Source organism: Methanomassiliicoccaceae archaeon DOK, from assembly GCA_009911715.1.
In the GTDB taxonomy this organism is placed as follows: domain Archaea; phylum Thermoplasmatota; class Thermoplasmata; order Methanomassiliicoccales; family Methanomethylophilaceae; genus Methanoprimaticola.
Genome location: CP047880.1, coordinates 629,767 through 656,248, shown reverse-complemented (window position 1 = coordinate 656,248; position 26,482 = coordinate 629,767). Strand labels below are relative to the sequence as shown.

Here is a 26,482-nt window from a genome sequence, read left to right as displayed (position 1 = left end):
AGCCCGACTCGCGTCGATTTCCAGGTGACGATCAGTCGAATTCGACGTTGTCGTTCTGCTTCACCGTGAAGCTTATGCCGGCGGCGGTCAGCATGTTGCTGATGTTGTCGGCGATGTGCGACAGGTCGGTGCTCTTGGTGTAGGTCTTGATGTAGAACTCCTTCCTGTCCATGGGGAACACGAGACGGACCTTACCCTTACGGTTGTAGCCCTCCGGCTTCCTGTTGCGCTCGAGGTCCATCATGTTGAGCTCTATCAGCATCTGGAGAATCTCCTCCTCTTCAGGCGTCTGTCCGATCTCCTCGAGGAACATCTTCAGGATGTCCGGGAACACCGGAGCCAGGTCCTTGTAGTCGGATTTGCCTTTGAGAATGAAGTGAGTGCTGTAGACCTTCATCGGTTCCGCTGATGGCAGGTTCTTTATTTAATCCTTAGTGGGCTCTGAACGCCTTTAATAGTTACAGAGCATGCACCACAGCATGAGAACCGCACTCACAGTGGCGGGCTCTGACTCCATCGGAGGCGCGGGCATCCAGGCCGATGTCAAGGCCATGTCCGTCGTCGGGGTCCACGCCGCTTCAGTAATCACAGCCGTCACGGCGCAGAACACCTGCGGGGTAGACGGCATCCTCCCCATACCGGAGGAGTTCATCAAGGCGCAGCTGGAGGCTGTGCTCAAGGACTGCGACATCAAGGCAGTCAAGACTGGTATGCTCTACAGCGCGGAGATCGTCGGAACCGTGGCGGACATCCTGGAGGACCATGAGATGCCGCTCATCGTCGACCCCGTCATGGTGTCCGGCACGGGATCGTCCCTGTCGGATGACGGATACGCATCGGCGCTGAAGAAGAAGCTCCTGCCGATGTGCGAGCTCGTCACACCGAACAAACACGAGGCCGAGGTCCTGGCGAAGATGAAGATCAAGACGAGGGACGACCTTATGCTCGCCTGCGAGCTCATAGGCAAGCAGGGATCGTCTGTCCTGATGAAGGGCGGACACTTCAACACGCCCACCGTCGTGGACTACCTCTACCTGTCCTCCGAGTTCACGAAGATGGAGTACCCCCGTCTGAGGAAGGCGGGCCACGGAAGCGGATGCGTCCTGTCCTCGTTCATCACAGCGAATATGGCCAAGGGACTGGACATCGTCAACGCCGTCCTGAAGTCCAGGGAACTCATCCAGGAGTCCATATCGTCTCAGTACGCCATAGGGAAAGGGGACGTTGTGGTCAACACCATGGTCAAGCTCAAGGGCGATACGGACAAGTTCCAGATCCTCGACGCCCTGGACGCGGCGGCCGCTAAGATCGTGGACACCGTGCCTGACGAACTGGTCCCCAAGGGCGGCATGAACATCGCCATGGCCCTGAAGGACGCGGCGGGACCCGAGGAGATCGCCGCCATAGACAAGAGGATGGTCGTCCACAACGGGATACTGAGGAAGAACGGACCCGCCAAGTTCGGCACCGCCGAGGGGCTGTCCTACATCCTCCTGACCGTCATGAAGCACAGTCCGGAGACCCGCTGCATCATGAGCATCGCCTACGGCGACGACATCATGGACGTCATGGAGGAGGTCGGGATGACCTCGGTCACCGCCGAGATGGGCAAGGACAAGTTCTCCGAGGCCACGGAGAAGGCCCTCAGAAAGTGCAAGGGCATCCCCGACGCCATCGTCGACAAGGGTCCCAAGAAGGACAGGGTGATCAGGATCCTGGCCAAGGACACCGAGGACATGCTGGCGAAGCTAGAGGAGATCCTCTGATCACTCCTGGAGGATCTGGACGGTGTACCCGTCCGGGTCCTTCACGAAATAGAACTCGACTCCCGGGGCCGGGGTCACAGGCCCCACGAAATTCTCATCGACATCCCTGGCGAGCCTCCCAGCGTCGCCGCTGGTGAACCCTATTGATATCTCGGGGTAGTCCACACCCCCTTTCCCGTCTGCCACCAGCTCCAGCTTCGTAGGGCCGTCGCCCAGGAACGCGATCTCGTGTCCGGGCGGCCCGAACCTCCGGGACACGTCCATCCCGATCCTGCCGTAGAAGGCGATGCTCCTGTCGAGATCGGTCACGTGAATCGTGGTGTGCACGAATGCCATGAGGCTGGAATTGATCTGACGGACTTCAACCCTCGCCCTGGATTGGAATCGTTTAAGACCCGTTCGGGCATGTTCTTACGAGGAAATGACATGCCCGCACCGCGCACGATATCATTCAACCCCTTCTCAGGAAAGTCCAGGGTCGTGGTCCCGGAGAGGAAGGCCACAAGGGACGATTGGAAGACGTGCGACATGCCGGAGATGCACGTCGTCACGGAGTTCCTCATGGACCTCACACCGGAACAGATGGACACCCTGAGCTGGGGGCACGTCCCATTGGAGATGGAGGACAAGTGGTTCTCCTACATGGAGGATGGCCGTCTCCACATCCACAGGAGCTGGACGGGATTCTGCATCTACATCATTGAGTTCTGCAGGGACGGACGTCACAGGGTGACGATCAACCGCGACCCGGACGAGTACACGAACACCGACCTGGACAAGGACATGGAGATGCTCGCGGCACTGATAGGAATGTTCTCGGCCTCGGAGAACGACCCATATGCCGTGTGGATCGGAGACACCGCCCGGACACTCGGCGACAGATCTCGCGAGTAAGCCGGAGATCGTTCAGAATTATGAATCCCCGGGATCTCTCCCGGGGAGGTAAAATGGTGGGGTTTATCACTCGATGGAGACAATCTCGATCTCGAAGTAGAGAGTCGCGTTGCTAACCTCATCGCAGGTCTTGTAGGTGAACTCACCGTTGCTGACGTTGGTGACGTACCAGGTCTCGGTTCCGAACTCGAGCTGGATCATCTGGATGTCGCCGTTGTTGCCCACGGAGGTGGTCTCGCTGAACGCGATGTCGAAGACGATGTTGCCTCCGTTGTCGGTGCTCGTGACGGTGAACGTGGTGGTTCCGAAGCTGTGTCCGTCGTCCGCTGTCTCCTCGTCGCCGTCGGAAACCTCCCCGTTGGGGGTGTAGGTGTAGGTCTGTCCTGCTTCGGGCATGTTGGTGATGTAGACCTTGTTGTCGGCGGAGTACGCTGTGGCGGGCCATCCGTAGACTGTGCTGTCGATGTAGGTCATTCCTCCGTCGGTCAGGTTGTAGTCGTACAGGTCCTCGAACTGGGCGACGGTCATCTCCTGAACGATGGGGACGGTGAGTCCCTGGGTGGACTGGGTGTAGAAGTCGGAACCGGCGGGGTATCCGTTCTGGATCGTGACCTGGATCTTGTCGCCGACCTTGTGGCCAACGACGGCGTTTCCGAACTCCGTCAGCACTTTGTTTCCTCCGACCTCGAAGGACAGGGTGCTGTAGCTGGACTTGTTGAAGCTGTTGGATTTGATGATGGCGTCGTTCTCGCCGATGCTTCTGTAGCTGGTGTCGAACACGACCGCGTTCTCCTCGCCGTAGTAGGCGTAGAATGTACCGGTGTAGTTCACGGTGACCTGGTCACCGTATGCGGCCTTCGTTGTGTCTTCAGTCAGGTAGTGCTCGTCGATGTAGACTCCGACCACCGATACGGCGGCCAGGATGAATACTACGAAGCAGACCGTGAAAATAGGGTCTCTCTTCTTTTTCTCATCGCCAGTCATTTTACCGCCCGAGCGATTAAAGACGTATTATAAAAGCATTAGGACTTCATGCTTTACTTAATAATAAAATAGGGGACCCGGTCCGGGCAAACCTTCAAATGGTCAGCGGCCATGGACTGTGTATACCTGTGAATACTGTGTATATCGTACATATACAGTTATATACACCAACAACGTACAGGATGTCAGAGGAAGATGGAGATCATCATCAGCAACTCCAGCGGGAAACCGATCTACGAGCAGATCACCGACCAGGTGAAGAGCCAGATAATGAGCGGACAGCTGAAGGCGGGAGACCCCCTTCCCAGCATGCGCGCACTGGCACAGAGCCTGAGGATCAGCCTCATCACCACCAAGAGGGCCTACAACGACCTCGAGGCGGAAGGTTTCATCGAGACGGTCGCCGGCAAGGGAAGCTTCGTCGCTGCCCAGGACCCGGGTCTCCTCCGCGAGGCCAACCTGAGGCTGGCCGAGGAGCACGTCCGCAGGGCTGTGGAGGTCGCCAAGCGTGGCGGCATCACCAGCGAGGAGCTGACAGAGATGGTCCAAATCCTGTACGAGAGTGATTGAATTGGACAACGCAGTCGAGATAAAGGGGCTCAACAAGTCCTTCGGTTCATTTGAACTGAGAGACGTGAGCTTCGACATACCCAGAGGGTATGTGGTGGGACTCATAGGGGAGAACGGCGCAGGCAAGACCACATTGATCAAATGCCTCACCGGAGCCAACCTGCCTGATTCCGGTAACATCAGAATCAACGGAGAGGATCGCGCAGCCAGGCCAGGTGAGATAGGGGTCGTGTTCGACGAGTGCCATTTCTTCCAGCAGATGAGCGGCAGACAGATCGGCAGAACCATGTCGGGACTGTTCCCCAAGTGGAACCAGGAGTCCTATGAGAGGATGATGTCCTCATTCGGGATAGACCTGGACAAGAAGCTCAAGGATTACTCCCGCGGTATGAGGATGAAGGTCCAGGTCGCCGTAGCTCTCTCCCACAGCCCAGACATAGTGCTGATGGACGAGGCCACCGCAGGCATGGATCCAGCGGCGAGAGACGAGTTTCTGGACATCGTGATGGAGTATATGCAGGACGAATCCCACTCCGTACTGATGTCCTCCCACATCACCACCGACCTTGAGAGGATCGCGGACTACATCGTGTTCATCCACAAGGGAAGGGTCGTGTTCAATGATTCCAAGGATTCGATCCTCGAGAACTACGGCATCGTCAGGGGAAGCGCATCCAAGGTGCTTTCCATCGGGGAAGAGAACATCGTCAGCACCAGGAAGGACGACTACGGGATGTCCGCCCTGGTCTCCGACAGGAACGGGATAAAGGAGGCCTATCCGGAACTTGTGGTCGACCCCGCGTCCCTAGACGACATCATGGTCATGGTCATCAGAGGTGAGAGCTCATGAACGCCCTCGTATTGAAGGACGTCTCCCTGCTGAAGTCGGCAATACTCTACATCGCCGTGTTCGGAATCATATTCTGCGCGGTGTTCAACGAGGGTGCCACGATGTGCGTCATCTGCGCGATGCTCTTCGCCTCGCTGATCTCCAGCACGTTCTCATGGGATGACCAGTGCCAGTGGAACGTGTTCGCAGTGTCCGCCGGAATCCCCAGGAAGGCGATAGTTACGTCCAAGTTCATCAGCAGCATGATCTTCGTACTCATTGGAACGGTCATCGGGTTCATTGTCACATCAGCAATCTGGATCGCCACGGGCCAGACCGACATCACCCTGGTGGCGCAGACCTCCGTCCTGGGCTTCATCCTCGCCATGACCGTCTGCGGCATCTCCATAGCGACGAACTACATCACCGGGAACAGCGCCAAGGCCCAGTACGTGTCCATCATCATCCTGGTCGTCAGTGTGGCCCTCCTGGTCGCCGCGTCCAACATCTTCACTGAGATCCTGGGCGGCGACATGACTGCCGTCATCGGACTGCTCGTCCTGGTGATGGCGGTGATCCTTGCCGCCTCGTACACGGTGTCCTGCAGAAGGTTCCAGAGGTGGGATCTGTGATGTACGGTCCGGCATCGATACAGGATGTGAGAACCCTGCTGAGGTTCTCCGTATCGATGCTGGCACCGACAGCGATACTCTGCCTGATGTGGGGGGTCCGTCCTGGACGACCCCACACCAGCGATTGTATTGTCCATGGTCCTTGCCATCCTTGTGGGGAGTTTCCTCCCCATGGGGGCTATCGCCAGCGAAGACATCTGCGGTTGGAGGACGTTCCTGGTTTCAGCGGGTGTGTCTAGAACAGGGATTGTGACCCTGCGCTTCGCCACCACCTCCGTCCTGCCCTCCATCCTACTCGGAGTGTTGTGCTACCTTGCGCTTGTCGCCGCGGGTCACCCGGACTCCGCCGTTCCCGCATCGGTGTGCTCGACTACATGCTGTCTGATGATGTCCTCATCATCTGTAACCAGCAAATTCGAAGGAAAGAATGGCCTGAGCGTCCCCTGGATTATCGTAAGCACAGCATCCATGATCATCGCCGTGATTATGATGATGGCTTCCACAGGGTCGGGATTGGAGTCGGCCGCTGTCCTTGGGAGTGGCACAGGAATACTGGTCCTGATTGCGAACCTCGTCATCTCGATGCGCTCGTTCTCCAGAACGGATCTCTGACGATCATCCGGCCCCGAGCCTGACGTCCATGGCCATGCGGGCGCACTCGTCCTCGGACCCCTAGCCGATAAAACCTCCGCCCTGATTGTTGAAAAAATGCCTCAGCGAACACCTTGACTGTCATCCATGGTGCCGATAATCCGGGCGATCCTCAGTTTGATCGTATCCTCAGACGCCCTCGCGTACACGACTCCGACGACATACACCCTATGCCTGGTCTGATCCACATGGTAGATGAGATCGAAGTTCTTGACCGGCATCCATCTGAAGGTCACTTCGTCGGTGCCGAGATCATGCACCACAGGATTCCTCTCAGGCATTGATGCCAAGGAGTTCATAGCTTCCACGGCCTGGTTTAGGAACGTGTCTGCAGCCATCGGGCTCCCGAGATCATCACGTATGTATCTGACAATCATGCTGAGATCGGCGATGGCTCCACGATGTAGTCTGACATCGTATTCGGTCAAACGCCCAGCTCCGCTCTGATCTTGTCCGCGGCTTCCTGCGGAGTGCAACCTTCGCCCCTAGACATTGAGATGATGTCTTCGTAGTATCTCTTCTCCATGACCTCCCTTTCGAACCTCAATATGAGCTTATTCTGATACGATTCGAAGGCCTCCATGCTGAAGAAAACCCCATCTGCGTAGCCATTCTTCGTGATGTATACGGGCTCCCCAGTACTGGTGCTCAGGTCGTGAATCCTCGAATAATTGTTCCTGAGATCTGAGCTAGGGACGATATTGATGGTAGAATTCGGTCCGTTGTTCGAGTTTTTTGAGTTGTTGATAGCCATGATTATTGATGCAATCGTCATTATATCATCTTTTTCACCTTTTAAATCATTTATTCTATCTTTATTACGATATTATCATGTGATTAAATTATCGATAGCGCTAATGTGAAATGATAATATAATACGGTTGCGGAATTAACAACGGTCGCTAAACAATAAACTGAGACAGATCGGAGGTCACCTGACCCTGAACCTGACGTTCATCTCCTGGGCCATGCGGGCGCACTCGTCCTCGGACTCCTGGCTGATCGAGCCTCCGACGACGGATACCGTCACTCCGGAGATGCGCTCCCTGCACTCCCTGATGAACTCCAGCACAGCGGGATAGGCTGCCTCACCGAAGGAGGGCCTGCTCACCTCCTGGTACTCATCTGAGTTCGGCGCGTTGAGGCTGATGGACACCGAGTCTATGACCCCCTCCATCTCCGGAACGATGTCCCTGCCGTTGATGAGGCTCCCGAGGCCGTTGGTGTCTAGACGGACGGGCTTCCCGAACTCCGCCTTGATCCTCCTGGCGCACTCCAGGACGTCCTCGAACCTCTCCGTCGGCTCCCCGTATCCGCAGAAGACGACCTCCCTGGATTTGGAGAGGTCCACCTTCCTGAGCTCCTCCATTACCTCGTCGACCGTGGGCTCGTGGTCGAGCCACAGGGAATCGGCGTCGCCCAGCCGGGGCGTGGAGTCCCTGACACAGAAGACGCATCTGCATGGGCACCTGTTTGTCATGTTGATGTAGTAGGTGCTCCCGTAGCGGTAGAGGATGCTCATGCACCGAGCATGCACGATCATTCATTAAAGATGTCGTCGGTCACATCACGATGCTGCCGTCCTTCCGGATGTACCCCTTGACGACCTTCGTGAAGAGCCTCACGAACAGGCCCAGGGTTATGCCGGCGAAGATCGTCCCCCATCCGACCCCGACGAAGTCGTGGAACGCCACGTAGGAGACGATGAATGCAGATGCTACGAAGCAGATGTCGAAGATGATCATCACCTTGTCCAGACGCACCTTGGTCACCTGGCTTATCGCCAGCACCAGCCCGTCGTCCGCCAGCATCGAGATGTTCGCGTCGATCTCCAGGACGCATCCGAAGCCGATGATCGCAGTCCCGACGATTACCAGGACCCACTGCTCCACCGGACCGGAGACCACCCATCCCCCCAGCATCCAGACGATCAGGTCGACGAAAACGCTGAACAGCATGGTGAACGGGAGCTGGCTCAGGGTCAGGAGAATCCTGCTGCGGTCCCTGATGAGGGCCCACTCGATGAGGATCAGGATGAAGTAGACAATGAACACGGTGGTCCCCAGGGACATCCCGACCACGCCGCTGAGGACGTTCGGCAGCGAGACGATGGGCGAAGCCCCCATCTGTGCCTTGACTGTCAGCACCACTCCGAACGACATCACCAGGACTGAAACTATCATCTCGACGAGGTCCTTCCTGAAGGTCGGTCTGGCCGTTATGGGGATGCTCCGGTCCGGCTTTGCCATGTGATCGACACCCCATCTCCCACCGGATATATGATGGAAGCTTGACAGGGATGAGCACGGTCGTTCCGAACCGTCCTCAACTACTTTTTTATCGTATCCCCGTCTAGCACGGCACATGTTCGATCTGTACGTCGTCACGGACAGCCAGCTGTCCAGGGGCCGCAGCGACGCCGAGGTTGCCAGGATGGCATACGAGGGCGGGGCTGACGTGGTCCAGCTCAGAATGAAGAACGCCGATGGAGGGGCTATGCTGGAGCAGGCCAACCTGATCCGCCAGTACGCCGACGAGATGTGCAGACTATTCATAGTGAATGACAGGGTCGACATCGCCATGGCATCCGGCGCGGACGGCGTCCACCTGGGACAGTCTGACATCCCCCTGGAGACGGCCAGGAGGCTGATGGGGGACGACGCCATCATCGGGATCTCAGTCGACAACGTGGAGCAGGCCGTGGCCGCAGAGGAGGGCGGGGCCGACTACGTCGGTGTCGGGGCCGTGTTCCGGACGAGCACCAAGCCGGACGCCATGCAGGGCGTCGGCCTCGGAGCCGTATTCGAGGTCAGGCAGGCGGTGGACATACCCGTGGTGGCCATCGGAGGCATCAACCGCGGGAACATACAGGACGTCATCAGGGCGGGGGCGGACTCCGCCGCCGTGGTCTCCGCCGTCGTCGCACAGAACGACGTCGCCGCCGCGGCCCATGAGCTCAGGGACCTGATACTCAAGGTCAGACCGCACATACCACCGGAGTTCCTCTGACATGATCGTCACAGTCAACGGCATCGGGACTGAGGTCCCCGAGGGCACCACCGCCGAGGGCCTCCTGGACCTGTTAGGCCACAGGACCGACAGGGTCGCGATGGAGATCGACGGCACGATCTGCCCCCGGGGAGAGCGCGGAACGACCGTGCTCGCACCCGGACAGAGCATCGAGATCGTCAGCTTCGTGGGCGGCGGATGACATGAGACAGTCACCGCTCCCGCGGGAAGCATCAGAGCGTCTGGCACAGGCGAAGGTCGGGGTGGCCGGATGCGGCGGGATGGGCTCCCACGTGGCTACCGCCCTGGCCCGCACCGGCGTCGGCCGCATGGTAATAGCCGACTTCGACACCGTGGACCCTACCAATCTGTTCCGCCAGTACTACGTCCCGTCCGACGTCGGGAGGAGGAAGACCGAGGCGCTGTCGGAGAATCTCCTGAGGATCGAACCGGACCTCGACCTGGAGGTGTTCGACGGGGAGGTCACGGAAGAGAACGCCTGCGACGTCTTCTCCGGATGCGATGTCGTCTGCGAGTGCTTCGACCGCCCGGATATGAAGGCCATGCTCGTGGAGTCCATCCTGTCTGGCACATCAGGAGCCGTCGTGGTCTCGTGCTCCGGGATGGCGGGATTCGGTAGCTCCAACCTGATCGCCACCGAGAGGCGCATGTCGCGCCTGTACGTGTGCGGGGACGGGTTCTCGGAATCCGACGAGGGGCCGGGCCTGACCGCGGCGAGGGTCATGGTGTGCGCGGGCCACGTCGCCAACATGGCCGTCCGCATTGTCCTCGGAGACGACAAACCGTAAATTTTCAGCGCCCATCCCCCGACCGATCAACATGTCGGACGATCTCATCATCGGGGGACACAGGTTCAAATCAAGGTTCATTCTGGGCTCGGGGAAGTTCTCGCTGGACATCACCCGCGCCGTCATCGAGAACGGAGGGGTGGAGATGGCCACCCTTGCTGTCCGCAGGGCCAGCTCACCCGGCGAGGGGAACATCCTCGACAGCATGCCCGATGGCATCACCCTGCTCCCCAACACGTCCGGGGCCAGGAACGCCGAGGAGGCCGTCCGCATAGCCAGGCTCGCCAGGGAGCTCGGGTGCGGGGACTTCGTGAAGATAGAGATCATCCGCGACACCAAGTACCTCCTGCCGGACAACTGCGAGACGATAAGGGCGGTGAGGATGCTGGCCGATGAGGGCTTCATCCCCATGCCGTACATGATGCCGGACCTGACGGCGGCCAGGGCCATGGCCGACGCTGGCGCGGCCGCGATCATGCCCCTCGGCGCCCCCATAGGGTCCAACAGGGGCCTCCTCACCAGGGACTTCGTCAAGATGATCGTCGAGGAGGTCGACCTCCCCGTGATAGTCGACGCCGGGATCGGGAGGCCCTCCCAGGCCTGCGAGGCCATGGAGATCGGGTGCGCAGCGGTCATGGCGAACACCGCCGTCGCCACAGCCAAGGACATCCCCGGGATGGCGAGGGCCTTCAGGATGGCGATAGAGGCCGGTAGGCTGGCTTACCTCTCCGGACCCGGCAGGGTCCTGGAGGGCAGGGCCGAGGCCTCCAGCCCGTTGACCGGGTTCCTCAGGGAGTGAGACCCGTGGCATCGAGGAAGCACACGGACGCCATGGACTACTTGGACAACATGGAGATGCTCGACTCGGGGATAATGGACACCGTGCTCGGGGAGACCTCCGCCTACGACCCGGGGTCGTTCTCAGAGAGGGACGTCATGGACGCCCTGGAGGGCGAGTGCGGGATCGACGGCTTCGCCGCGCTCCTGTCCCCTGCGGCCGAGCCCCACCTAGAGGAGATGGCGGAGAGGGCCAGGGACGAGACCCGCAGGCACTTCGGGAACTCCGTTTGCCTATTCACCCCGCTCTACGTGTCCAACTACTGCTCGAACGAGTGCGTGTACTGCGGGTTCAACTGCAGGAACCGCATCAACAGGGCCGCGCTTGACCTGGAGGGTGTCGCGAAGGAGCTCGATGCCATCGCAGCCACCGGTCTGAAGGAGGTCCTCATCCTGACCGGCGAATCCAGGGCGAGATCGGACGTGGGCTACATCGGCGAGTGCGTGAGACTCGCCTCCGAGAGGTTCTCGACCGTCGGCATCGAGGTGTACCCCATGAACTCCGACGAGTACGCGCACATCCACGACTGCGGCGCCGACTACGTGACCGTCTTCCAGGAGACCTACGACCCCATCAGGTACGAGCAGCTCCACCTCGCCGGACCCAAGAGGATCTTCTCGTACAGGTTCGACGCCCAGGAGAGGGCGCTCAGGGGCGGGATGAGGGGCGTGGCGTTCGGCACCCTCCTGGGGCTCCGTGACGACTTCAGGAAGGATGCGTTCGCCTGCGGACTGCACGCGATGGAGATCCAGAGGCACTACCCCCACGCGGAGACCTCCATGTCCCTGCCCAGGCTCAGGCCCGCGGGCGGGGTCGACAACCACGTGGCCGTCACGGAGGCGCAGCTGCTGCAGGTCTCGCTGGCGTACCGCATTTTCCTGCCGTTCGCGGGACAGACCATATCCACCCGCGAGCGCCCAGTGTTCCGCGACGGGATCGTCGGACTGAGCGCAACAAAGATATCCGCAGGAGTCAGTGTTGGTATCGGCGAGCACAGCGGAGAGGCTCACGGAGACGGCCAGTTCGTCATCTCGGACCCGAGGGACCTGGCCGAGATAACCGAGGCGCTTCGCCGCAAGGGGCTCCAGCCAGTGATGACGGACTACGTGAGAACATGATAGTGATAACAGCTAGGAATCTCTGCGCGAGGCCGTTCCTGGAGCAGGTAGGACTGCTCGCGGCGGCCCATCCGGAGATGATAATACTCAGGGAGAAGGACCTCAGCGACGACGAGCTGCTCTCCCTGGCGGCCCAGTGCCTGGAGATCTGCGAGAGGCACAACGTCCCGCTTGCCATCAACTCCAACATGGAGGTCGCAAGGGAGCTGAACATCTGCAGGATCCACCTTCCCATGCAGCTGATGAAGGAGACCGAGGACTTTGGCGACTTCTCCCTCGTCGGCGCCTCGGTCCACTCCGTGGAGCAGGCGAAGGAGGCGGAGGACCTCGGGGCGGACTACGTGCTCGCGGGGCACGTCTACCACACCGCCTGCAAGGACTCCGACCCGCGCGGCGTGCCGTTCCTGGAGGCCATCTGCGACGCGGTCGACATCCCGGTTTACGGCGTCGGCGGCATCACCCCGGACAACTACCCGGAGGTCATGAGGTGCGGTGCCGCGGGTGCGGCGGTGATGTCCTCGGCGATGACCGAGCAGGAACCGTCGGAGCTCGTCCAGAGGCTGTCCCGCAGGATAGAGTGATGCCGGAGGTTACACATCCTCCGAGCATCCCTCGTTAATTATAATATCAGACAAGCCGATTTGGACGGTATGGGCAATCAAGATGAGTATCTGCGCAACTTCACGGTGCTGCTCACCGAGAAGGGCGTGGTCCCCCTCACTGATCCATTGCAGATCTCCGTTTACAACGAGCTTTGCAGCGGAAGCAAGAGGCCCAGCGACATCGCGGCCTCCCTGGGAATACCCTCGTCTTCCCTGCATTTCGTTCTCGACAAGATGACCGAGTCGGGCGTCATCATCAGATTCAAGCCGGACGCCGACAAGAAATCGGTCTATTACTCCAACCTCGCGCTGAAGATCGCGGGCTCGAAGCAGCCCGACGAGGGCGCCGAGGAGCAGTGCCGGGAGACGTTCACGGACCCGTCCCGCTACTACAGCGGGATGTCGTCGGTCGCGAACATGCTGGACTGCTACGCCGCCGAGATAGGGCTCAGCCTGGACCAGCTCCGCGCGAAGTACGCCCGCGAGCTCGCGGACTCCCTGAAGATCGACATAGGCGCCGGCAGCCTGGAGGACTCCATCCTGAAGATCAAGGAGTCATTCGCCAGGATCACCGGGTTCAAGTTCAGCATCTTCGCGCTGAACCCCCTCACCCTCGTGTTCGAGGGCGACAGGGTGATGTCGTCCAAGATGGACATGCTCACCGAGTTCGTCTGCCGCGCGGTGGAGAACGCGACGGGCAAGACCTACGCCGTCAGCTCCACCGAGGAGTTCTCGTCGGGCGAGACGTCCAGGTTCAAGGTCGTGTACGACAGGGTCGACAAGAGGCCCGAACCCTACATCAACATGTCACTGCACCAGTCGGCGGAGGTCGACAGGTTCCTCATGGTCGACCTCGACGGATCCGTGGGACTCATCACCAGCCCCGTCCAGATCGACATCGTCGATGCGGTCTACGAGAGGCCGCTGTGCATCACGGACATCGTCAACAAGGTGGAGGCGCCCAGGTCCACCGTGACCTCCAACATCCTGAGGATGGTCGAGGACGGCGTCATCACCGTGTTCTACTCCGAGTCCGGCACGGCCTACTACGGCATGTCGTGCTCCATCCTCATGAAGAAGTCCCGCCCGATAAACAGGGACTCCTCCGAGATCCACGACATAATGTCCGGGGTCAGGTCCAAGGAGAACGCGTTCATGGAGGGGTACCTCCTGTACCTGCTCTCGTCCCTCAAGGGACTGGGCTTCGACACCGACTACATGATGGTCGTCCTTGGGGCCAAGTACATGAGGGTAGCGGGCAACGACGGCCCGCGCAACTTCGACGTGTTCTTCGGCAAGATGTCCGACATCGCCAAGGCGATCGGCCTCTCGCTCAACGTCGTGTCCATCTACCCGCTGACCATCGGAATCACCAGCGACGACCCCGAGTCGGAGATGTCCCCGGCCATGACCTTCGTCAAGGGCATGGCCCACCAGGGACTGGAGATGGCCAGCAACGGAATCTTCGTCAGGGTGTCCGAGGACACTCCCGCGGACAGGAAGGTCTCGTTCAAGGAGATCTACCCCGCGCTCAGCATGACCCCCATGGAAGGGGTCGCAGTCGAGGGACTGCCCGACGCATCGACATCCAAGTCCAAGAAGAAGAGGACGTCCTCCGTCAAGACCGCGCTGCTCAACCGCAGCGTGAAGGAGGGCAACAGGCCCACCAGGACAGTCAGATACATCACGGGATTCGTGATGGTCGCATTCTTCGCCGCGATCCTGGTCTTCGGATTCTCCGGAGGGGACAACCAGGACACCTACGCCGACCAGCTGACCGTCAACCTCGCGGAGGGATGCGACGGCGTGCTCTTCTACGACGAGACCGGCGACGAGATCCAGATGCCTCTGGTCGTGGACCGTCAGCAGACCGTCGAGTTCACGATGACGTTCACCGGGGAACCGTTCGACATAGGCGTAGTCGACAACGGCATGGCCTATCCGCTGGACATGTACCTCTCCGAGGAGGACGGCACCTTCACCATGACGATCGACGAGAACATCACCTTCCAGCCGATCACCCTGCTGGACCTGCCCGACGACGAGAACCTCAGCTACTCCCTGTACACCTTCGGATCCTCCGTCTCCGACTCCTACGCGTACTCCTTCAACGGCTACATCCCCGCGGACCAGTACGCAGAGGTTGTCGGCGGGCTCTGGGTCACGGCCGGGACCGTCGTGTCCGTGACCGCGTCCGACGGCATGTACATCGACACGGGATCGCAGGAGTTCCTCTTCGACAGGATCGTCTGCGGCGTCGACGAGGTCACCGACCTCAGCTCCGCGGACCTGCCGCGCGACTACGTGAACGTCCACCTGGAGGGAGGCTTCGAGGCGGACGGCTGGTTCGCCACAGGTGTCCTGAGAGTCACGGAGGACAGCACCGTGTCCCTCAGGTTCGTCAGCACCAACGGACCCGTCAGCATCAGCATGGTCACACTCGGCGGACAGGAGACGAGCCTCGTGCTCCAGCCCATGGACCGTTCGGTCACGTTCGACATCGGAGACGAGGACGTGGTCATCAGCTACAGGCACGTCGGGATCTACTGACGGATACCATGAAATGTCCGAACTGCGGCGAGGACGTCACCGACGACGTCCCGTTCTGCCCACACTGCGGACACAACCTGGAGGGCAGGAGGCACAAGCGCAAGCTCAGGTTCATCCTCATGGATGTACAGGACGACATGCGCTTCAGGCACCTCGCCTCGGCGGCGGTCATCACCGTCGTCATCGTGGCTGTGATCTCCGTCCTCCTGGCCCTCGGCACCCCCGCGGACGATCAGGGCTCCGTCGACACCCCCGGCTACGGGGAGCCCTCCGACGGCGCCATAATCGTATCGGACACCTCGTTCATCGAGCTCAGCAGGGCCTTCGATGACGGCGACATGTCCGCCCGCCTGGACTCGTCGGGTCAGCTGTCGATATGGCTCTCCGACGGCGCCTCCGAAGGGTTCTCCACGTTCACATGGATCCTTCGCGACGAATACTCCAACACCTCGCAGGCGATCACGAAGGACACCGCGGACCTCACCTGGGTCAGCCCGGACCTCGGCAGGTACACCGTGACGGTACACTGCATCGCGGATGACGGCTCGGAGGCCGTGTACGTGGGTGTGATGGACTACCTGGGCAACAGCCATGTACAGTACAGCTTCGTCCACGACGGCGAATCGTACTCCGTCTACGTCGACGTCTCCCTGGACGAGTTCCTGGGGTGCATCAACGCCGACGGGGTCCCCGACGACAGGAGGCACAGCCCGACCGCGGAGAGCGGAGCCTCGTTCATCAACACCGACGGATCGGTGGAGCTCCTCTCCGAGAGGCTCAGGAACGCCTACCTCTCCCGCAACCCCGGCGCATCGACATCCGGCCAGGAGTACGCGGACTACATCCTTGACTTCGTCCAGAGCTGCTTCACCGTCGGCTCCGACACGTACTACCACTCCACATCCACATACTGGGCCTTCCCCGCCGAGACCCTCTACACCTCGGTCGGGGACTCCGGCGACCTTGCCGTCCTCGCGGCATCGATCCTCATCGCATCCGGATACGACGCCGGGATCGCGGTTGTGAACGGCCACGGGTTCGTCGCAGTGTCCCTTGACAGCTACACCGGACCCTCGTCCGTCCCGGAAGACTACCATCAGCTGAGGGTAAGCCAGAACGGGACATCCTACTGCATCACGGAGGTGGATGAGGGTAACGTCCCCCTCGGCTGCGTCGACGGGTCGTACGGGTACTCGGGAGGACGCTTCACGTACTACGGGCAGGCAGCTGGCGAGGGAAGCGGGATCGCACTCCCCTAAACGTTAACTACAACCTGGAGGTTGGTGCCGGCATGGGCTTCGGATTCAAGAGCGTCAGAGCGGACGAGGAGTACAAGATCGTCGTCCTCGTCAGGATGGACCTCGACATGGGGAAGGGGAAGATGGCCGCCCAGGTCGGACACGCATCCGTCGAGCTCGCGCTCAGGGCGCAGAAGATGGACAGGAAGTCGTTCGACGCATGGATGTCCGGAGGGCAGAAGAAGGTCGTCCTCAAGGTCGCCAACAGGGACGAGATGATCAGGTACATGAACGAGGCCCGCAGCAACGGCCTCTACACGTGCATCATCACCGACGCCGGGAGGACGCAGGTCGAGCCTGGCAGCCAGACGTGCGTCGGCATCGGGCGGCCCCCTGCAGCGACATAGACCAGGTCACCGGCAGCCTCAAGATGCTCTGATCGGCAGACCCTTCTCAGCTCGCCAGTCACGGAATCGATCACGAATCCCCATATGCGGACGTCATCCGGTATCAGGGGATGGTCCTCCAGGATCCTGACGGACGACCTCACGGACTCCTCCACGGAGTCGAAGCCACAGAGCCACTCGTCGAAGTCCACGTCGAAGTACCTGCACGTCTCGATGGCCCTGTCGGAAATCCCGCGGGACCTCATCGCCTCTATCATGTCCGGACCGTTGATGTGCTGGGCCCCGCAGTCCGTGTGGCCCACGACCATGACGTCCTCGACGCCCAGCTCGTAGATCCCGACCAGCAGACTCCTGACCTCCGCTGAGAACGGCCCAGTGACCTTCCCGCCTGCGTTCTTTATGATCTTGGCGTCCCCGTTCCTGAGCCCCAGGGCGGCCAGGAGCAGCTCGGTGAGCCGGGTGTCCATGCAGGTCACTATGGCGAGCTTCTTGTCGGGGTACTTGGTGGTGACGTACCGCTCATATCCCCTGTCCTCCACGAAGCGCCTGTTGAACTCCAGGATGTCGTCGATCATACCCTCTCGCACCTCGCCCTGTCGTCGAGGGTCTCCCCGTCGAGATTGAACATCGCGTCCAAGAGGGCGGGCCTGAACGTCCCGGGTCCCCCGCATCTCGTGACGGCGACCTCCGCCGCGATGTTGAATGCTGTGACGGCCGACGCCACCGCGTCTATGCTCCTGCCGCAGGCACCTATGTAGCATCCGACCACTGAGGACACCATGCACCCGGTCCCGGACACGTTGCCCAGCATGTCCGTCCCGTTCTCCAGCCTGTACGTGACGCTTCCGTCGGAGACGTAGTCCGTCTCGCCGGTGGCGACCACGATGGACCCAGTGTCGCGCGCCAGGGTCTCCACGGCGGAGACGACGTCCGAGGAGCCGTGGGAGTCCACGCCCTTCACGTCGCCCCCGAGCCCGGAAAGCACCCCGATCTCCCCGGCGTTCCCCTTGATGACCGTCGGATGCATGCCCATGAGCCTCTCGGCGACCTCTGTGCGGTACGTGGTGGCGCCCGCCCCGACCGGGTCGAGGAGCATGGGGATCCCCTTCCCCGATGCGGTCCCGAATGCTACCTCCATGGACGCGACCGTCCTTGCGTTCAGGGTCCCTATGTTGACGACAGTGGCAGAGGAGATGGTGACCATGTCCGCGACGTCCTCCCCGTCTGTCATGACCGGCGACCCACCCGCGCAGATGCAGACGTTGGCGCAGTCGTTCACCGTGACGTAGTTGGTTATGTGATGGACCAGGGGACGTGCCGCACGGACACGCCCCATGAAAACCGATGGCCTGATACCCATGCACCGGTGAAGTCATCACGGATTCTTATCGGTGTCCGTCCCGGAGCCCACGACCACCGGGCACCAGTAGTAGACATCGTCCTCCGTGTGGCCCTTCGAGGTCAGCCCGATCTCGGACACGGTCGTCGTCTCGCAGAACACGTAGACTATCCCGTCCCTGGTCAGGGAGTGGCCGTCGACATCCACAGACACGGCGGACATCGCATGGTCCTGGAAGAGCACGAAAGCGACGTCGTATCCTGCCATGAGCATCAGCGTGTCGTAGAGGATGGTCGAGTCCTCGCAGTCTCCTCCACCGTCCCAGAGCGTCTCCAGGGGGTACTTCCAGTACTCCCTCTCCCCGACGGAGTCCTCGTCCGTCATGTACGGTATCGTCTGCACGAAGGACAGGACGAACCTGGCGAACTCCGTGCGGTCCATGCCGGAGCCGTAGGCGGAGAGCACCCTCATCAGTTCGAGAAGGGTCCCGTCGTCGGCGGTGTGGTAGTTCGACACGTAGGCTGGATCTGTCAGCGACAGGCGGATGTTGCCGTAGGGGTCGGAGTACGTGTACCCGAAGACGTCGCTGTACAGAATGTCCAGCCGTATGGTGTACGTGACGCCTCCGAATGTCCATGTGTGCTCGAACACCCTGGCATCCTCGATGAAGAACTCCAGGTACCTGGTGACGTCTCCCGTGGCGTCGGTGACGACGTAGTATCCCGGCTCCAGCGACCCGTATCCCGTCACGACGTTCCCATCCCAGTCGGTGATGACGGATCCCTCGGCGAATCCCAGGTCCCCGAGTCCCACCTCGGCCTGGTCCAGGACGGTGTAGCCGTCGGAGGACCTGGCCTCGTAGCTGCATGTGGGATCGACCCTGTCCACGACGAGGGTCCTCTCGGTCGTGACCAGTTCGCCGCCGGAGTACCACCCGGTGAACCCTTCGCCGACCGCGGTCAGCTCCAGCCTGTCCCCTATCGACACCGTCCCGGCGCCGCGGACCTGCAGCGGATACTCGGCGGAGACGTCCGGGATGAATGACGTCTCGGGCTCGAAGGTGTACACCTCCGCCAGCTGGTGGACAATGTGCGTCGTGCCGTCGTCGACCTCGGCGCGGACCTGCAGCGTGAGGTGGTACAGCCAGTAGCAGGTGCCGTCCTCGGACTCCCAGACGGTGCAGGTGTATCCTCCGGCCTCCCCGATGCCGACGTACGTCAGGTTCTCGCCGGCACCGTCGCTCCAGCGTCCCCTGACGCTGTCGTCCGTAGTCGATCCGGTCGGCCATGTGTATGTTAGGTCGGACGTCGTCTGGATGTAGTATGCCCCGTCCCTCTCGGCCAGGACCTCCTCCCGGACCGTGCCCTCCACGGTGTGACGGATGTCCCCATTGTAGTACTCGCCGGAGACATCCCAGACGTATCCCGTCCCTGTCGGGACCTCCTCGTCCCAGCAGGCGTAGACCGTGACGTCCTCCAGGACATCCCTCCCCAGGACGACGACGGGGGTCGTGAACTCCGGATCCTCGAACCATCCTGCGAAGACCATGCCATCCCTCTCGGGTATTGGAAGCACCGCCCCGACCCCGCCTATGAACGTGCGGACGCTCCCCTCCGGCAGCGTCCCCCCGTCGAGGACGTACTCTATGCTGTGCTCGACGGCCTCGATCCAGGAGGCGTACAGGACGATGTCCCCGGACAGCCCCTCCACGGTCTCCATCGTGTCCGAAGAGCCCTGAGAGGTGCTCCAGCCCATGAACACGTACCCGTCCCTCTCCGGAACAGGCAGCGGGAACGAGTCACCCTCGTGATACGAGAAGGGCGCCCCGTCGGGCAACGTCCCGCCGTCGGTCTCATATGTTATGGACCACCCGTCGTCCTGCGTGAGAAGATACGTCGCACCGGCTGCGACCAGGAGTACCGCTGCTATGACGACGATCGCGGCGTGGAAGGGCCTCATGGCACGGCGTATCCGATGATGTTTGATAAACAAGATGTGCGGATGCTTGCGTCAAGTATATTTAACGTCGTTACATTCCCCTTTACCATGGCTATGATCGACATCGAGTACAGGCACACCTCCCAGGACCCGGACGACCCGACCATCCGCAGGAGGACCAACGCCGTGATGGCCTCGTACATCAAGGACCTGATCTTCGAGATGCAGATGGCCGACATCTCGTGCAAGTTCACCGACACCCTCGTCGATGAGGGGAAGAGCGAGGTGTACATCAACGGCAGGACCATCCCCGAGATCATCGAGGGACTCGAGATCAAGATGCTCGATGCAGAGGAGTCCTGCGACCTCGGCAAGCCCGGCATGGTCAAGTTCGGAAGGCCCACCCTCGACTGGAAGAGGGAGTACGTCGAGGACGTCCCCGACACCATCATGAAGAACGCCATCGCCAAGGTGTACGCCGACTGCAACAAGAACAAGATCGACCTGATCGAGTGATGCAAACGGGGCGGCGGCCCCATCCCTTCTTTTTATATCACCCCTACGTATCCCACCTCCAATGTTCGAGATCATCAGAAGGGACGGACTCGCGAGGATAGGAAAATTCACCACCAAATCCGGCAGGACCATGGAGACGCCTGCGCTCCTGCCTGTCGTCAACCCCAAGATCCGCACCGTGGAGCCCAGGGAGCTCTACGACAGGTTCGGGTTCCGCGCCCTCATCACGAACTCGTACATAATACGCAACACCCCCAAGCTCAAGGAGGAGGCCCAGGAGAAGGGCCTGCACGAGCTCCTCGACTTCCCTGGCGTCATCATGACCGACTCCGGCACCTTCCAGAGCCACATGTACGGCGAGGTGGAGGTCACCAACGAGGAGATAGTCGAGTTCCAGAAGTCCATCGGAACGGACATCGGGACCGTCCTGGACATATTCACCGAGCCCGACTGGTCCCACGAGAAGACGAAGAGGTCCCTCGAGACCACCCTCGAGCGCACCGAGCAGGCCTGCGGGATGAAGGGTGACATGATGATCAACGGCGTCGTGCAGGGCTCCGTCTACACCGACCTCAGGGAGTACAGCGCCTCGGCGATGGCCCCCATGGACGTGGACGTCCACCCCATCGGCGGAGTCGTCCCCCTCATGGAGCAGTACCGCTACGCCGAGCTCGTGGACGTCGTCATGGCGTCCAAGAAAGGACTCAACCCCAGCCGCCCCGTCCACCTCTTCGGATGCGGGCACCCGATGCTGCTGGCACTCGCCACCCTGATGGGATGCGACCTCTTCGACTCGGCATCCTACGCCCTCTACGCCCGCGACGACCGTCTCATGGACGTCACCGGCACCCACCGCCTCCAGGACATGCAGTCCCTCGACTGCAACTGCCCCGCTTGCCGCGGGATCACGATCGAGGAGCTCAGGAGGATGGACAAGAGCAAGCGCAGCAAGCTCATCGCCGAGCACAACCTCTATCAGATAACGGAGGAGCTGGCGACGGTCAGGAGGTACCTCAGGGAGGGCAGGCTCTGGGAGCTCGCCGAGATCAGGTGCAGGTCCCACCCCGCTCTGCTGGACGGCCTCAGGAGGCTCAGGGAGTACCAGGGCCAGATGGAGCTCTACGACCCCATCAGCAGGGAGGGGGCCGTCTTCTACACGGGCCCCGAGAGCAGGAACAGGCCTGTCTACAAGAGGTACCTCGACAGGATCGGCACCAGGTACGTCCCGCCCACACGCAGGGCCGCGCTCTTCGAGGACACGCAGGGCAAGCCCTACAGCCGCCCCTACGCGGAGCAGTTCGCCAAGGCCAGATGCGCCGGCTACACGCCGATCGTGGTCTCCCCCTGGGGCCCGGTCCCGGCGGAGCTCGACGAGATGTACCCCCTTGCACAGTCGCTCTTCCCGTCGATCCCCGACGCGGAGACGGAGACCGAGTCCGAGAGACTGACGTTCCTGTTCCTCCAGAAGGTCGGATTCGAGACCGTCGTCGAGGGGGACAAGGTCCCGGAAGACGGCACGGAGGAGTTCGACGCCGACAAGATCAGGGCGAAGGCCGTCGCCAGGTACCAGTTCGGCATCGAGGCCGCGGACGCCCTGTTCAGGGAGCCCGTGGAGCTCGTCACCAGCAGGAAGACCGGGAAGATCAGGAACGTGATCTCGGACGGGGAGCACGTTCTGTCCATGCGCGCAGGCGACGGGATGTACACCCTTAGGATGGAGGGCGCCAAGAGGATCGTCTCGGCAGTCCCCGCTCCCCACATGAGGGTGGCCGTCTCGGACGACGCGGTCCCGTTCGTCTCCGAGGGGAAGAACGTGTTCTGCCAGTTCGTCCTGTCCTGCGATCCGGAGATCAGGCCCATGGAGGAGGTCATCGTCACAGACAAGGACGACAAGCCCATCGCGACCGGCCGTGCTTTCCTCGTGGAGTCCGAGATGAGGCAGATGAGGAAGGGTATGGCCGTGAAGGTCAGGTCCGGATCGGACGACGAGTGATTGAGGGGGGAGCTCAGCTCCTCCCGCTGAACTCGCTTATGTTGGTCCCGCCGTCTATCCTTACTGCCTTACAGATGTGATGCTCGCGTTCCGAGAAGAAGCCGCCCTTGCGCGGAGCGTAGTCCCATTCGAACTCCGAACGGTGGATGAACGCGGATGTCTTGCAGTCGCCCGGCTTGTAACCGTGGGCCAGCGCCCACGACGTTATGACCTTCTGGGGGTCGGGGCGAAAAAGCACGATGTCTTCAGGTTCGCCGCCGTCCATAGTGACTCTGTACACGACCTTAGGCATGAAAACTGGAAAAATAGGTACCCTATTTAAAGATTTCAACATCTAAGGACGAATTCCGCAGGATGTTGGTTTGATTGCGTCGGAGTAGGATGCATGTCCATCGGTCCCGTCCGGAGCCTCTCGGACGTACATCCGTCTATCCCCGTCGTCCAGGACTGAACGACGGTCCACCTGGAAGGACGGAATCCGCGAATATTCTTGATGGAGGAGCATTCCGAAAGGAATACGGCATCGTCGCAGGAGGGCGGGATCCCGCACTGGTGTTATCCCATCGGGTAACATCAGTCAGGCCTTGGCGCCCATAAGCCCGGATGCTCGACGTCTGGCTCCGCCCGCGGTCGTTTTGGCTGGCACATCCCGGTCGAAGCCAACGTTTATCTATCCCGGCAGGTTAGCGACAAACAAATGCCATTCGCAAACATCAACGGAATCGAGATGCATTACCACGAGGAGGGGGAGGGGAACCCCGTCGTACTCATCAACGGATTCTCCGGAGACACCTCCTTCTTCAAACAGATGATACCCGAGCTGTCCTCGAAGTACAGGGTGATTACCTTCGACAACAGGGGAGCCGGACTGACGAGGTACCCCGGGAACGGGATCAGGAAGCAGGATTTCGTGGATGATGTCCTGGCGCTGATGGACCACCTCCATGTGTTCAAGGCGCACATGCTAGGATGGTCGATGGGCGCCCACATCGCGCAGGAGTTCGCTCTCCAGCACCCGGAGAGGCTCAAATCGCTGACACTGGTGTCCGCCTACCCGTACAGACCTGCTAGGTCCAGCTACTTCATGAACGGGATCGTGGACTGCGCCCTGAAGGGTGCGGACCCCGAGTACATAAGCATGATGACAAACGCGTTCTGCTTCACGGAGAACTTCTTCGCTGATCACGAGGCGAAGGGGAGGCCCGTGAGGTCCCTGAAGAACCTGGACCCCCACGGCCTGAAGGACCAGATGGGCGCTCTTGACGAGTTCGACACCCGCGAGACCGTGTGCAACATCAGCGTCCCCACGCTGTCCATCCACGGACTCAGCGACATCATGGTGGAGCCCAAGCTCGGCGACTACATCTCGGACAGGATACCCGGGTGCAAGGTCATGAGGATCCCTGACGTCGGCCACATCATAAGGACCGACCTCTACTCGAGGGAGTTCATGGAGCACATCAGGGCCAACGACTGCTGAGGAACGTCACATTTAGGATTCACACGACAAAGAGAGGAGGAAAGACAATGACAGACATGAACAAACTCGGCAAGAGGGTCATGAAATACAGGGAGGGGCTCGGCCTCACCCAGGAGCAGCTGGCGACCAACACCGGACTCGACGTCGGATACCTGAAGGACGTCGAGGAGGGCCGCATCTACCCCCCTATCGGAACCATCATCAAACTGTCCCGCGCCCTCGGACAGAGGGTGGGCACGTTCATGGACGACCAGTTCCAGCCCGACCCCATAGTCGTGAAGAGGAAGGACAGGATCGAGGAGACCTCCTCCAGGGCCGCCGACGGCCAGTACCACTACTTCCCCCTTGGGAAGGGGAAGACCGACAGGCACATGGAGCCCATGTTCATCAGGATCGAGCCCGACGTCGTCCACAAGACCTCGTCCCACGAGGGAGAGGAGTTCATCATCGTCGTCTCCGGCAAGATCCTGGTCAAGTACGGCAAGGAGGAGACGATCATCGGGGAGGGCGACACCGTCTACTACAACTCCGTCGTCCCCCACTACATCGGCGCCATCGACGGGCCCGCCGAGATCTACGCGGTCCTCTACACCCCGTTCTGAGGCGATCCCATGGTGTGCATACCCAGGAAGAACATCACCAGCGACGAGAGGCTCGGCGACCTGCTGGACAAATGCATCAGGAACCACCCCGACAACGACGCCATCGTCTACGTGGACAGGGACATCCGCCTGTCCTGGAGGGAGTGGGGGATCGAGGTCGACCGCGTCGCCAAGGGCATGATGGCAATGGGGGTCCAGAAGGGCGAGAAGGTCGCTGTGTGGGCCACCAACGTCCCAGACTGGATCACGATCATGTTCGCGACCGCGAAGATCGGCGCGATCATGCTCACGATCAACACCAACTACAGGAGCGCCGAGCTCGACTACGTCCTCAGGCAGTCCGACATGGAGAACCTGTTCCTCATCGACGGCGTCAGGGACGTGGACTACGTCCAGACGGTGTACGACCTGGTCCCGGAGCTGAAGACGCAGCCCAGGGACAGCTTCCACAGCGAGAAGTACCCCCACCTCAGGAGGGTTGTGCACCTCGGTCCCGAGAAGCACCGCGGGATGTACTCGATGAACGAGGTCAAGTCGCTGGCGTGCCAGACCTCCGACGAGGAGTACCAGGAGAGGAAGGACTCCGTGGACGTACACGACGTCACCATGATGCAGTACACCTCCGGAACGACCGGGTTCCCCAAGGGCGTCATGCTCACCCACTTCAACATAGCCAACGACGGGTACTGGCTGGGAGCCAACATGAACTACGGCCCCACGGACCGCCTTTGCCTCAACGTCCCGCTGTTCCACTGCTTCGGATGCGTCCTCGGTGTGATGGCATGCATCAACCACGGCGTCACGATGTGCTTCGTGGAGGTGTTCGACCCCATCAAGGTCATGACGACCATAGAGACCGAGAGGTGCACGGCCGTCTACGGTGTCCCCACGATGTTCATCAGCATCCTGAACAACAAGCTGTTCGACAAGTTCGACTTCTCCTCCCTGAGGACCGGCATCATGGCGGGGTCGCCCTGCCCGATCAAGACCATGGAGGAGGTCGTCGACAAGATGAACATGAAGGAGATCACCATCGTCTACGGCCTCACGGAGGCATCCCCCGGTATGACCCAGACCACCTACGACGAGCCCTCCATCGAGAAGAAGTGCTCGTCCGTCGGTAAGAGGCTTCAGGGAGTGGACACGGTCATCCTCGACCCGGAGACCAACGAGCCCTGCCCGGACGGCGTCATCGGAGAGTTCTGCTGCAAGGGCTACAACGTCATGAAGGGCTACTACAAGATGCCCGAGGAGACGGCCAAGATCATCGACTCCAACGGGTACCTGCACTCCGGGGACCTGGGCTACAGGGACTCCGAGGGGTACTTCTACGTCACAGGCAGGATCAAGGACATGATCATCCGCGGAGGGGAGAACGTCTACCCCAAGGAGGTCGAGGACTACATCTACAACTGCCCCGGCGTCAGGGACGTCCAGGTCGTTGGGGTCAAGAGCAAGAAGTACGGCGAGCAGGTGGGCGCCTTCGTGATCAAGGAGCCGGGATCCGACCTCATCGAGCAGGACATCATCGACTACTGCAAGAAGGGCATCGCCTGGTACAAGACCCCGAAGTACATCCACTTCATCGACGAGTTCCCGATGAACGCGGCGGGGAAGATCCTGAAGTACGAACTCAGGCAGATGGCCGAGCAGCTCTGGCCCGACGCATGAAAACGGTGCCCTTTCGGGCACCTCTTTCTTTTTTTTGTTTTTGGAA

General features: G+C 60.7%; 30 protein-coding genes and 1 pseudogene. 20 read left to right on the top strand and 11 right to left on the bottom strand.

Annotation, left to right across the window (positions count from 1 at the left end; translation table 11 throughout):
* Positions 1-31: 31 nt before the first annotated feature.
* Positions 32-397 carry a hypothetical protein gene (locus JS82_03425; protein ID QHK17213.1) on the bottom strand — a complete coding sequence of 122 codons (366 nt, stop codon included), beginning with the start codon at positions 395-397 and terminating at the stop codon, positions 32-34.
* Positions 398-479: 82 nt separating this feature from the next.
* On the opposite strand from JS82_03425, the gene thiD reads away from it, so the two are divergent.
* Complete coding sequence (gene thiD / locus JS82_03420) at positions 480-1,766, top strand: bifunctional hydroxymethylpyrimidine kinase/phosphomethylpyrimidine kinase (protein ID QHK17212.1); 1,287 nt, start codon at positions 480-482, stop codon at positions 1,764-1,766.
* Here the strand turns inward: thiD and JS82_03415 are convergent, their stop codons facing one another.
* Positions 1,767-2,102 (bottom strand): VOC family protein, encoded by a 336-nt coding sequence (locus tag JS82_03415; GenBank protein ID QHK17211.1) that lies wholly within the window; start codon positions 2,100-2,102, stop codon positions 1,767-1,769. It lies immediately after the preceding gene.
* A gap of 90 nt (positions 2,103-2,192) precedes the next feature.
* Between JS82_03415 and JS82_03410 the strand changes: the two genes are divergently transcribed.
* Positions 2,193-2,660 carry a hypothetical protein gene (locus JS82_03410; GenBank protein QHK17210.1) on the top strand — a complete coding sequence of 156 codons (468 nt, stop codon included), beginning with the start codon at positions 2,193-2,195 and terminating at the stop codon, positions 2,658-2,660.
* 66 nt (positions 2,661-2,726) lie between these two features.
* Here JS82_03410 and JS82_03405 read toward each other — a convergent pair whose 3' ends face one another.
* The gene (locus tag JS82_03405) at positions 2,727-3,644 is read right to left on the bottom strand and encodes a hypothetical protein (GenBank protein QHK17209.1); all 918 of its coding nucleotides are present in this window, start codon (positions 3,642-3,644) and stop codon (positions 2,727-2,729) included.
* A gap of 195 nt (positions 3,645-3,839) precedes the next feature.
* On the opposite strand from JS82_03405, the gene JS82_03400 reads away from it, so the two are divergent.
* The 4 genes from JS82_03400 (at position 3,840) to JS82_03385 (ending at position 6,287) form a co-directional block, all read left to right on the top strand.
* Positions 3,840-4,214, top strand: a complete 375-nt coding sequence (locus tag JS82_03400) for a GntR family transcriptional regulator (GenBank protein ID QHK17208.1) — start codon at positions 3,840-3,842, stop codon at positions 4,212-4,214.
* Position 4,215: 1 nt separating this feature from the next.
* The gene (locus tag JS82_03395) at positions 4,216-5,064 is read left to right on the top strand and encodes an ATP-binding cassette domain-containing protein (GenBank protein QHK17207.1); all 849 of its coding nucleotides are present in this window, start codon (positions 4,216-4,218) and stop codon (positions 5,062-5,064) included.
* Positions 5,061-5,675: a hypothetical protein gene (locus JS82_03390; GenBank protein ID QHK17206.1), complete on the top strand. Its 615-nt coding sequence runs from the start codon at positions 5,061-5,063 to the stop codon at positions 5,673-5,675. The genes JS82_03395 and JS82_03390 overlap by 4 nt, the downstream gene beginning before the upstream one ends.
* Before the next feature lie 171 nt (positions 5,676-5,846).
* The gene (locus JS82_03385; GenBank protein QHK17205.1) at positions 5,847-6,287 is read left to right on the top strand and encodes a hypothetical protein; all 441 of its coding nucleotides are present in this window, start codon (positions 5,847-5,849) and stop codon (positions 6,285-6,287) included.
* 101 nt (positions 6,288-6,388) lie between these two features.
* On the opposite strand, the gene JS82_03380 is transcribed toward JS82_03385, so the two are convergent.
* The 4 genes from JS82_03380 to JS82_03365 form a co-directional block, all read right to left on the bottom strand.
* Positions 6,389-6,754 (bottom strand): type II toxin-antitoxin system RelE/ParE family toxin, encoded by a 366-nt coding sequence (locus JS82_03380; protein ID QHK17204.1) that lies wholly within the window; start codon positions 6,752-6,754, stop codon positions 6,389-6,391.
* Positions 6,751-7,080: a hypothetical protein gene (locus JS82_03375; protein ID QHK17203.1), complete on the bottom strand. Its 330-nt coding sequence runs from the start codon at positions 7,078-7,080 to the stop codon at positions 6,751-6,753. Before JS82_03375 ends, JS82_03380 begins: the two co-directional genes overlap by 4 nt.
* A gap of 177 nt (positions 7,081-7,257) precedes the next feature.
* On the bottom strand, positions 7,258-7,848 hold the full coding sequence (locus JS82_03370; protein QHK17202.1) for a radical SAM protein: 591 nt from the start codon (positions 7,846-7,848) through the stop codon (positions 7,258-7,260).
* 40 nt (positions 7,849-7,888) lie between these two features.
* Complete coding sequence (locus JS82_03365; protein ID QHK17201.1) at positions 7,889-8,575, bottom strand: hypothetical protein; 687 nt, start codon at positions 8,573-8,575, stop codon at positions 7,889-7,891.
* 115 nt (positions 8,576-8,690) lie between these two features.
* Between JS82_03365 and thiE the strand changes: the two genes are divergently transcribed.
* The 9 genes from thiE (at position 8,691) to JS82_03320 (ending at position 16,897) form a co-directional block, all read left to right on the top strand.
* Entirely contained in the window at positions 8,691-9,335 is a 645-nt protein-coding gene (thiE, locus tag JS82_03360; GenBank protein ID QHK17200.1) for a thiamine phosphate synthase, read from the top strand.
* Position 9,336: 1 nt separating this feature from the next.
* Positions 9,337-9,537: a sulfur carrier protein ThiS gene (gene thiS, locus JS82_03355; GenBank protein QHK17199.1), complete on the top strand. Its 201-nt coding sequence runs from the start codon at positions 9,337-9,339 to the stop codon at positions 9,535-9,537.
* 1 nt (position 9,538) lies between these two features.
* Positions 9,539-10,144: a sulfur carrier protein ThiS adenylyltransferase ThiF gene (gene thiF / locus JS82_03350; GenBank protein ID QHK17198.1), complete on the top strand. Its 606-nt coding sequence runs from the start codon at positions 9,539-9,541 to the stop codon at positions 10,142-10,144.
* Between the two features lie 31 nt (positions 10,145-10,175).
* Positions 10,176-10,943: a thiazole synthase gene (locus tag JS82_03345; GenBank protein ID QHK17197.1), complete on the top strand. Its 768-nt coding sequence runs from the start codon at positions 10,176-10,178 to the stop codon at positions 10,941-10,943.
* A gap of 32 nt (positions 10,944-10,975) precedes the next feature.
* On the top strand, positions 10,976-12,100 hold the full coding sequence (gene thiH / locus JS82_03340; protein QHK18384.1) for a 2-iminoacetate synthase ThiH: 1,125 nt from the start codon (positions 10,976-10,978) through the stop codon (positions 12,098-12,100).
* Positions 12,097-12,681: a thiamine phosphate synthase gene (locus tag JS82_03335; protein QHK17196.1), complete on the top strand. Its 585-nt coding sequence runs from the start codon at positions 12,097-12,099 to the stop codon at positions 12,679-12,681. The genes thiH and JS82_03335 overlap by 4 nt, the downstream gene beginning before the upstream one ends.
* A 69-nt stretch (positions 12,682-12,750) precedes the next feature.
* Positions 12,751-15,252 carry a hypothetical protein gene (locus tag JS82_03330; protein QHK17195.1) on the top strand — a complete coding sequence of 834 codons (2,502 nt, stop codon included), beginning with the start codon at positions 12,751-12,753 and terminating at the stop codon, positions 15,250-15,252.
* An 8-nt stretch (positions 15,253-15,260) separates the two neighbouring features.
* Positions 15,261-16,511 (top strand): zinc-ribbon domain-containing protein, encoded by a 1,251-nt coding sequence (locus tag JS82_03325; GenBank protein QHK17194.1) that lies wholly within the window; start codon positions 15,261-15,263, stop codon positions 16,509-16,511.
* 32 nt (positions 16,512-16,543) lie between these two features.
* On the top strand, positions 16,544-16,897 hold the full coding sequence (locus JS82_03320; GenBank protein ID QHK17193.1) for a peptidyl-tRNA hydrolase: 354 nt from the start codon (positions 16,544-16,546) through the stop codon (positions 16,895-16,897).
* Positions 16,898-16,935: 38 nt separating this feature from the next.
* Here JS82_03320 and JS82_03315 read toward each other — a convergent pair.
* The 3 genes and pseudogenes from JS82_03315 to JS82_03305 form a co-directional block, all read right to left on the bottom strand.
* Positions 16,936-17,472: pseudogene (locus JS82_03315) on the bottom strand (carbonic anhydrase).
* Positions 17,469-18,233 (bottom strand): hydroxyethylthiazole kinase, encoded by a 765-nt coding sequence (thiM, locus tag JS82_03310; protein QHK18383.1) that lies wholly within the window; start codon positions 18,231-18,233, stop codon positions 17,469-17,471. The pseudogene JS82_03315 and the gene thiM overlap by 4 nt, the downstream one beginning before the upstream one ends.
* A 39-nt stretch (positions 18,234-18,272) precedes the next feature.
* Positions 18,273-20,195 carry a hypothetical protein gene (locus tag JS82_03305; GenBank protein QHK17192.1) on the bottom strand — a complete coding sequence of 641 codons (1,923 nt, stop codon included), beginning with the start codon at positions 20,193-20,195 and terminating at the stop codon, positions 18,273-18,275.
* An 87-nt stretch (positions 20,196-20,282) separates the two neighbouring features.
* Here JS82_03305 and JS82_03300 point away from each other — a divergent pair, with 87 nt between their 5' ends.
* Both JS82_03300 and tgtA read left to right on the top strand, forming a co-directional pair.
* Positions 20,283-20,690, top strand: coding sequence for a hypothetical protein (locus JS82_03300; GenBank protein ID QHK17191.1), 408 nt, complete (start codon positions 20,283-20,285; stop codon positions 20,688-20,690).
* Between the two features lie 61 nt (positions 20,691-20,751).
* Positions 20,752-22,683 carry a tRNA guanosine(15) transglycosylase TgtA gene (gene tgtA / locus JS82_03295; protein ID QHK17190.1) on the top strand — a complete coding sequence of 644 codons (1,932 nt, stop codon included), beginning with the start codon at positions 20,752-20,754 and terminating at the stop codon, positions 22,681-22,683.
* 13 nt (positions 22,684-22,696) lie between these two features.
* Here tgtA and JS82_03290 read toward each other — a convergent pair whose 3' ends face one another.
* Complete coding sequence (locus tag JS82_03290) at positions 22,697-22,975, bottom strand: hypothetical protein (GenBank protein ID QHK17189.1); 279 nt, start codon at positions 22,973-22,975, stop codon at positions 22,697-22,699.
* A gap of 405 nt (positions 22,976-23,380) precedes the next feature.
* Here JS82_03290 and JS82_03285 point away from each other — a divergent pair, with 405 nt between their 5' ends.
* The 3 genes from JS82_03285 to JS82_03275 are packed head-to-tail and all read left to right on the top strand — an operon-like array spanning position 23,381 to position 26,436.
* A complete protein-coding gene (locus JS82_03285) occupies positions 23,381-24,163 on the top strand; it encodes an alpha/beta fold hydrolase (GenBank protein QHK17188.1) in 783 nt (260 codons plus the stop codon).
* A gap of 47 nt (positions 24,164-24,210) precedes the next feature.
* The gene (locus JS82_03280) at positions 24,211-24,765 is read left to right on the top strand and encodes a cupin domain-containing protein (GenBank protein ID QHK17187.1); all 555 of its coding nucleotides are present in this window, start codon (positions 24,211-24,213) and stop codon (positions 24,763-24,765) included.
* A gap of 9 nt (positions 24,766-24,774) precedes the next feature.
* A complete protein-coding gene (locus JS82_03275) occupies positions 24,775-26,436 on the top strand; it encodes an AMP-binding protein (protein ID QHK17186.1) in 1,662 nt (553 codons plus the stop codon).
* Positions 26,437-26,482: the final 46 nt, after the last annotated feature.

Coding starts and splice junctions, on each gene's coding strand:
- JS82_03425 (QHK17213.1), bottom strand. CDS start 397: ATGAAGGTCTACAGCACTCACTTCATTCTCAAAGGCAAATCCGACTAC.
- thiD (QHK17212.1), top strand. CDS start 480: ATGAGAACCGCACTCACAGTGGCGGGCTCTGACTCCATCGGAGGCGCG.
- JS82_03415 (QHK17211.1), bottom strand. CDS start 2,102: ATGGCATTCGTGCACACCACGATTCACGTGACCGATCTCGACAGGAGC.
- JS82_03410 (QHK17210.1), top strand. CDS start 2,193: ATGCCCGCACCGCGCACGATATCATTCAACCCCTTCTCAGGAAAGTCC.
- JS82_03405 (QHK17209.1), bottom strand. CDS start 3,644: ATGACTGGCGATGAGAAAAAGAAGAGAGACCCTATTTTCACGGTCTGC.
- JS82_03400 (QHK17208.1), top strand. CDS start 3,840: ATGGAGATCATCATCAGCAACTCCAGCGGGAAACCGATCTACGAGCAG.
- JS82_03390 (QHK17206.1), top strand. CDS start 5,061: ATGAACGCCCTCGTATTGAAGGACGTCTCCCTGCTGAAGTCGGCAATA.
- JS82_03385 (QHK17205.1), top strand. CDS start 5,847: ATGGGGGCTATCGCCAGCGAAGACATCTGCGGTTGGAGGACGTTCCTG.
- JS82_03375 (QHK17203.1), bottom strand. CDS start 7,080: ATGGCTATCAACAACTCAAAAAACTCGAACAACGGACCGAATTCTACC.
- JS82_03370 (QHK17202.1), bottom strand. CDS start 7,848: ATGAGCATCCTCTACCGCTACGGGAGCACCTACTACATCAACATGACA.
- JS82_03365 (QHK17201.1), bottom strand. CDS start 8,575: ATGGCAAAGCCGGACCGGAGCATCCCCATAACGGCCAGACCGACCTTC.
- thiE (QHK17200.1), top strand. CDS start 8,691: ATGTTCGATCTGTACGTCGTCACGGACAGCCAGCTGTCCAGGGGCCGC.
- thiS (QHK17199.1), top strand. CDS start 9,337: ATGATCGTCACAGTCAACGGCATCGGGACTGAGGTCCCCGAGGGCACC.
- thiF (QHK17198.1), top strand. CDS start 9,539: ATGAGACAGTCACCGCTCCCGCGGGAAGCATCAGAGCGTCTGGCACAG.
- JS82_03345 (QHK17197.1), top strand. CDS start 10,176: ATGTCGGACGATCTCATCATCGGGGGACACAGGTTCAAATCAAGGTTC.
- thiH (QHK18384.1), top strand. CDS start 10,976: ATGGACTACTTGGACAACATGGAGATGCTCGACTCGGGGATAATGGAC.
- JS82_03335 (QHK17196.1), top strand. CDS start 12,097: ATGATAGTGATAACAGCTAGGAATCTCTGCGCGAGGCCGTTCCTGGAG.
- JS82_03330 (QHK17195.1), top strand. CDS start 12,751: ATGGGCAATCAAGATGAGTATCTGCGCAACTTCACGGTGCTGCTCACC.
- JS82_03325 (QHK17194.1), top strand. CDS start 15,261: ATGAAATGTCCGAACTGCGGCGAGGACGTCACCGACGACGTCCCGTTC.
- JS82_03320 (QHK17193.1), top strand. CDS start 16,544: ATGGGCTTCGGATTCAAGAGCGTCAGAGCGGACGAGGAGTACAAGATC.
- thiM (QHK18383.1), bottom strand. CDS start 18,233: ATGGGGCGTGTCCGTGCGGCACGTCCCCTGGTCCATCACATAACCAAC.
- JS82_03305 (QHK17192.1), bottom strand. CDS start 20,195: ATGAGGCCCTTCCACGCCGCGATCGTCGTCATAGCAGCGGTACTCCTG.
- JS82_03300 (QHK17191.1), top strand. CDS start 20,283: ATGGCTATGATCGACATCGAGTACAGGCACACCTCCCAGGACCCGGAC.
- tgtA (QHK17190.1), top strand. CDS start 20,752: ATGTTCGAGATCATCAGAAGGGACGGACTCGCGAGGATAGGAAAATTC.
- JS82_03290 (QHK17189.1), bottom strand. CDS start 22,975: ATGCCTAAGGTCGTGTACAGAGTCACTATGGACGGCGGCGAACCTGAA.
- JS82_03285 (QHK17188.1), top strand. CDS start 23,381: ATGCCATTCGCAAACATCAACGGAATCGAGATGCATTACCACGAGGAG.
- JS82_03280 (QHK17187.1), top strand. CDS start 24,211: ATGACAGACATGAACAAACTCGGCAAGAGGGTCATGAAATACAGGGAG.
- JS82_03275 (QHK17186.1), top strand. CDS start 24,775: ATGGTGTGCATACCCAGGAAGAACATCACCAGCGACGAGAGGCTCGGC.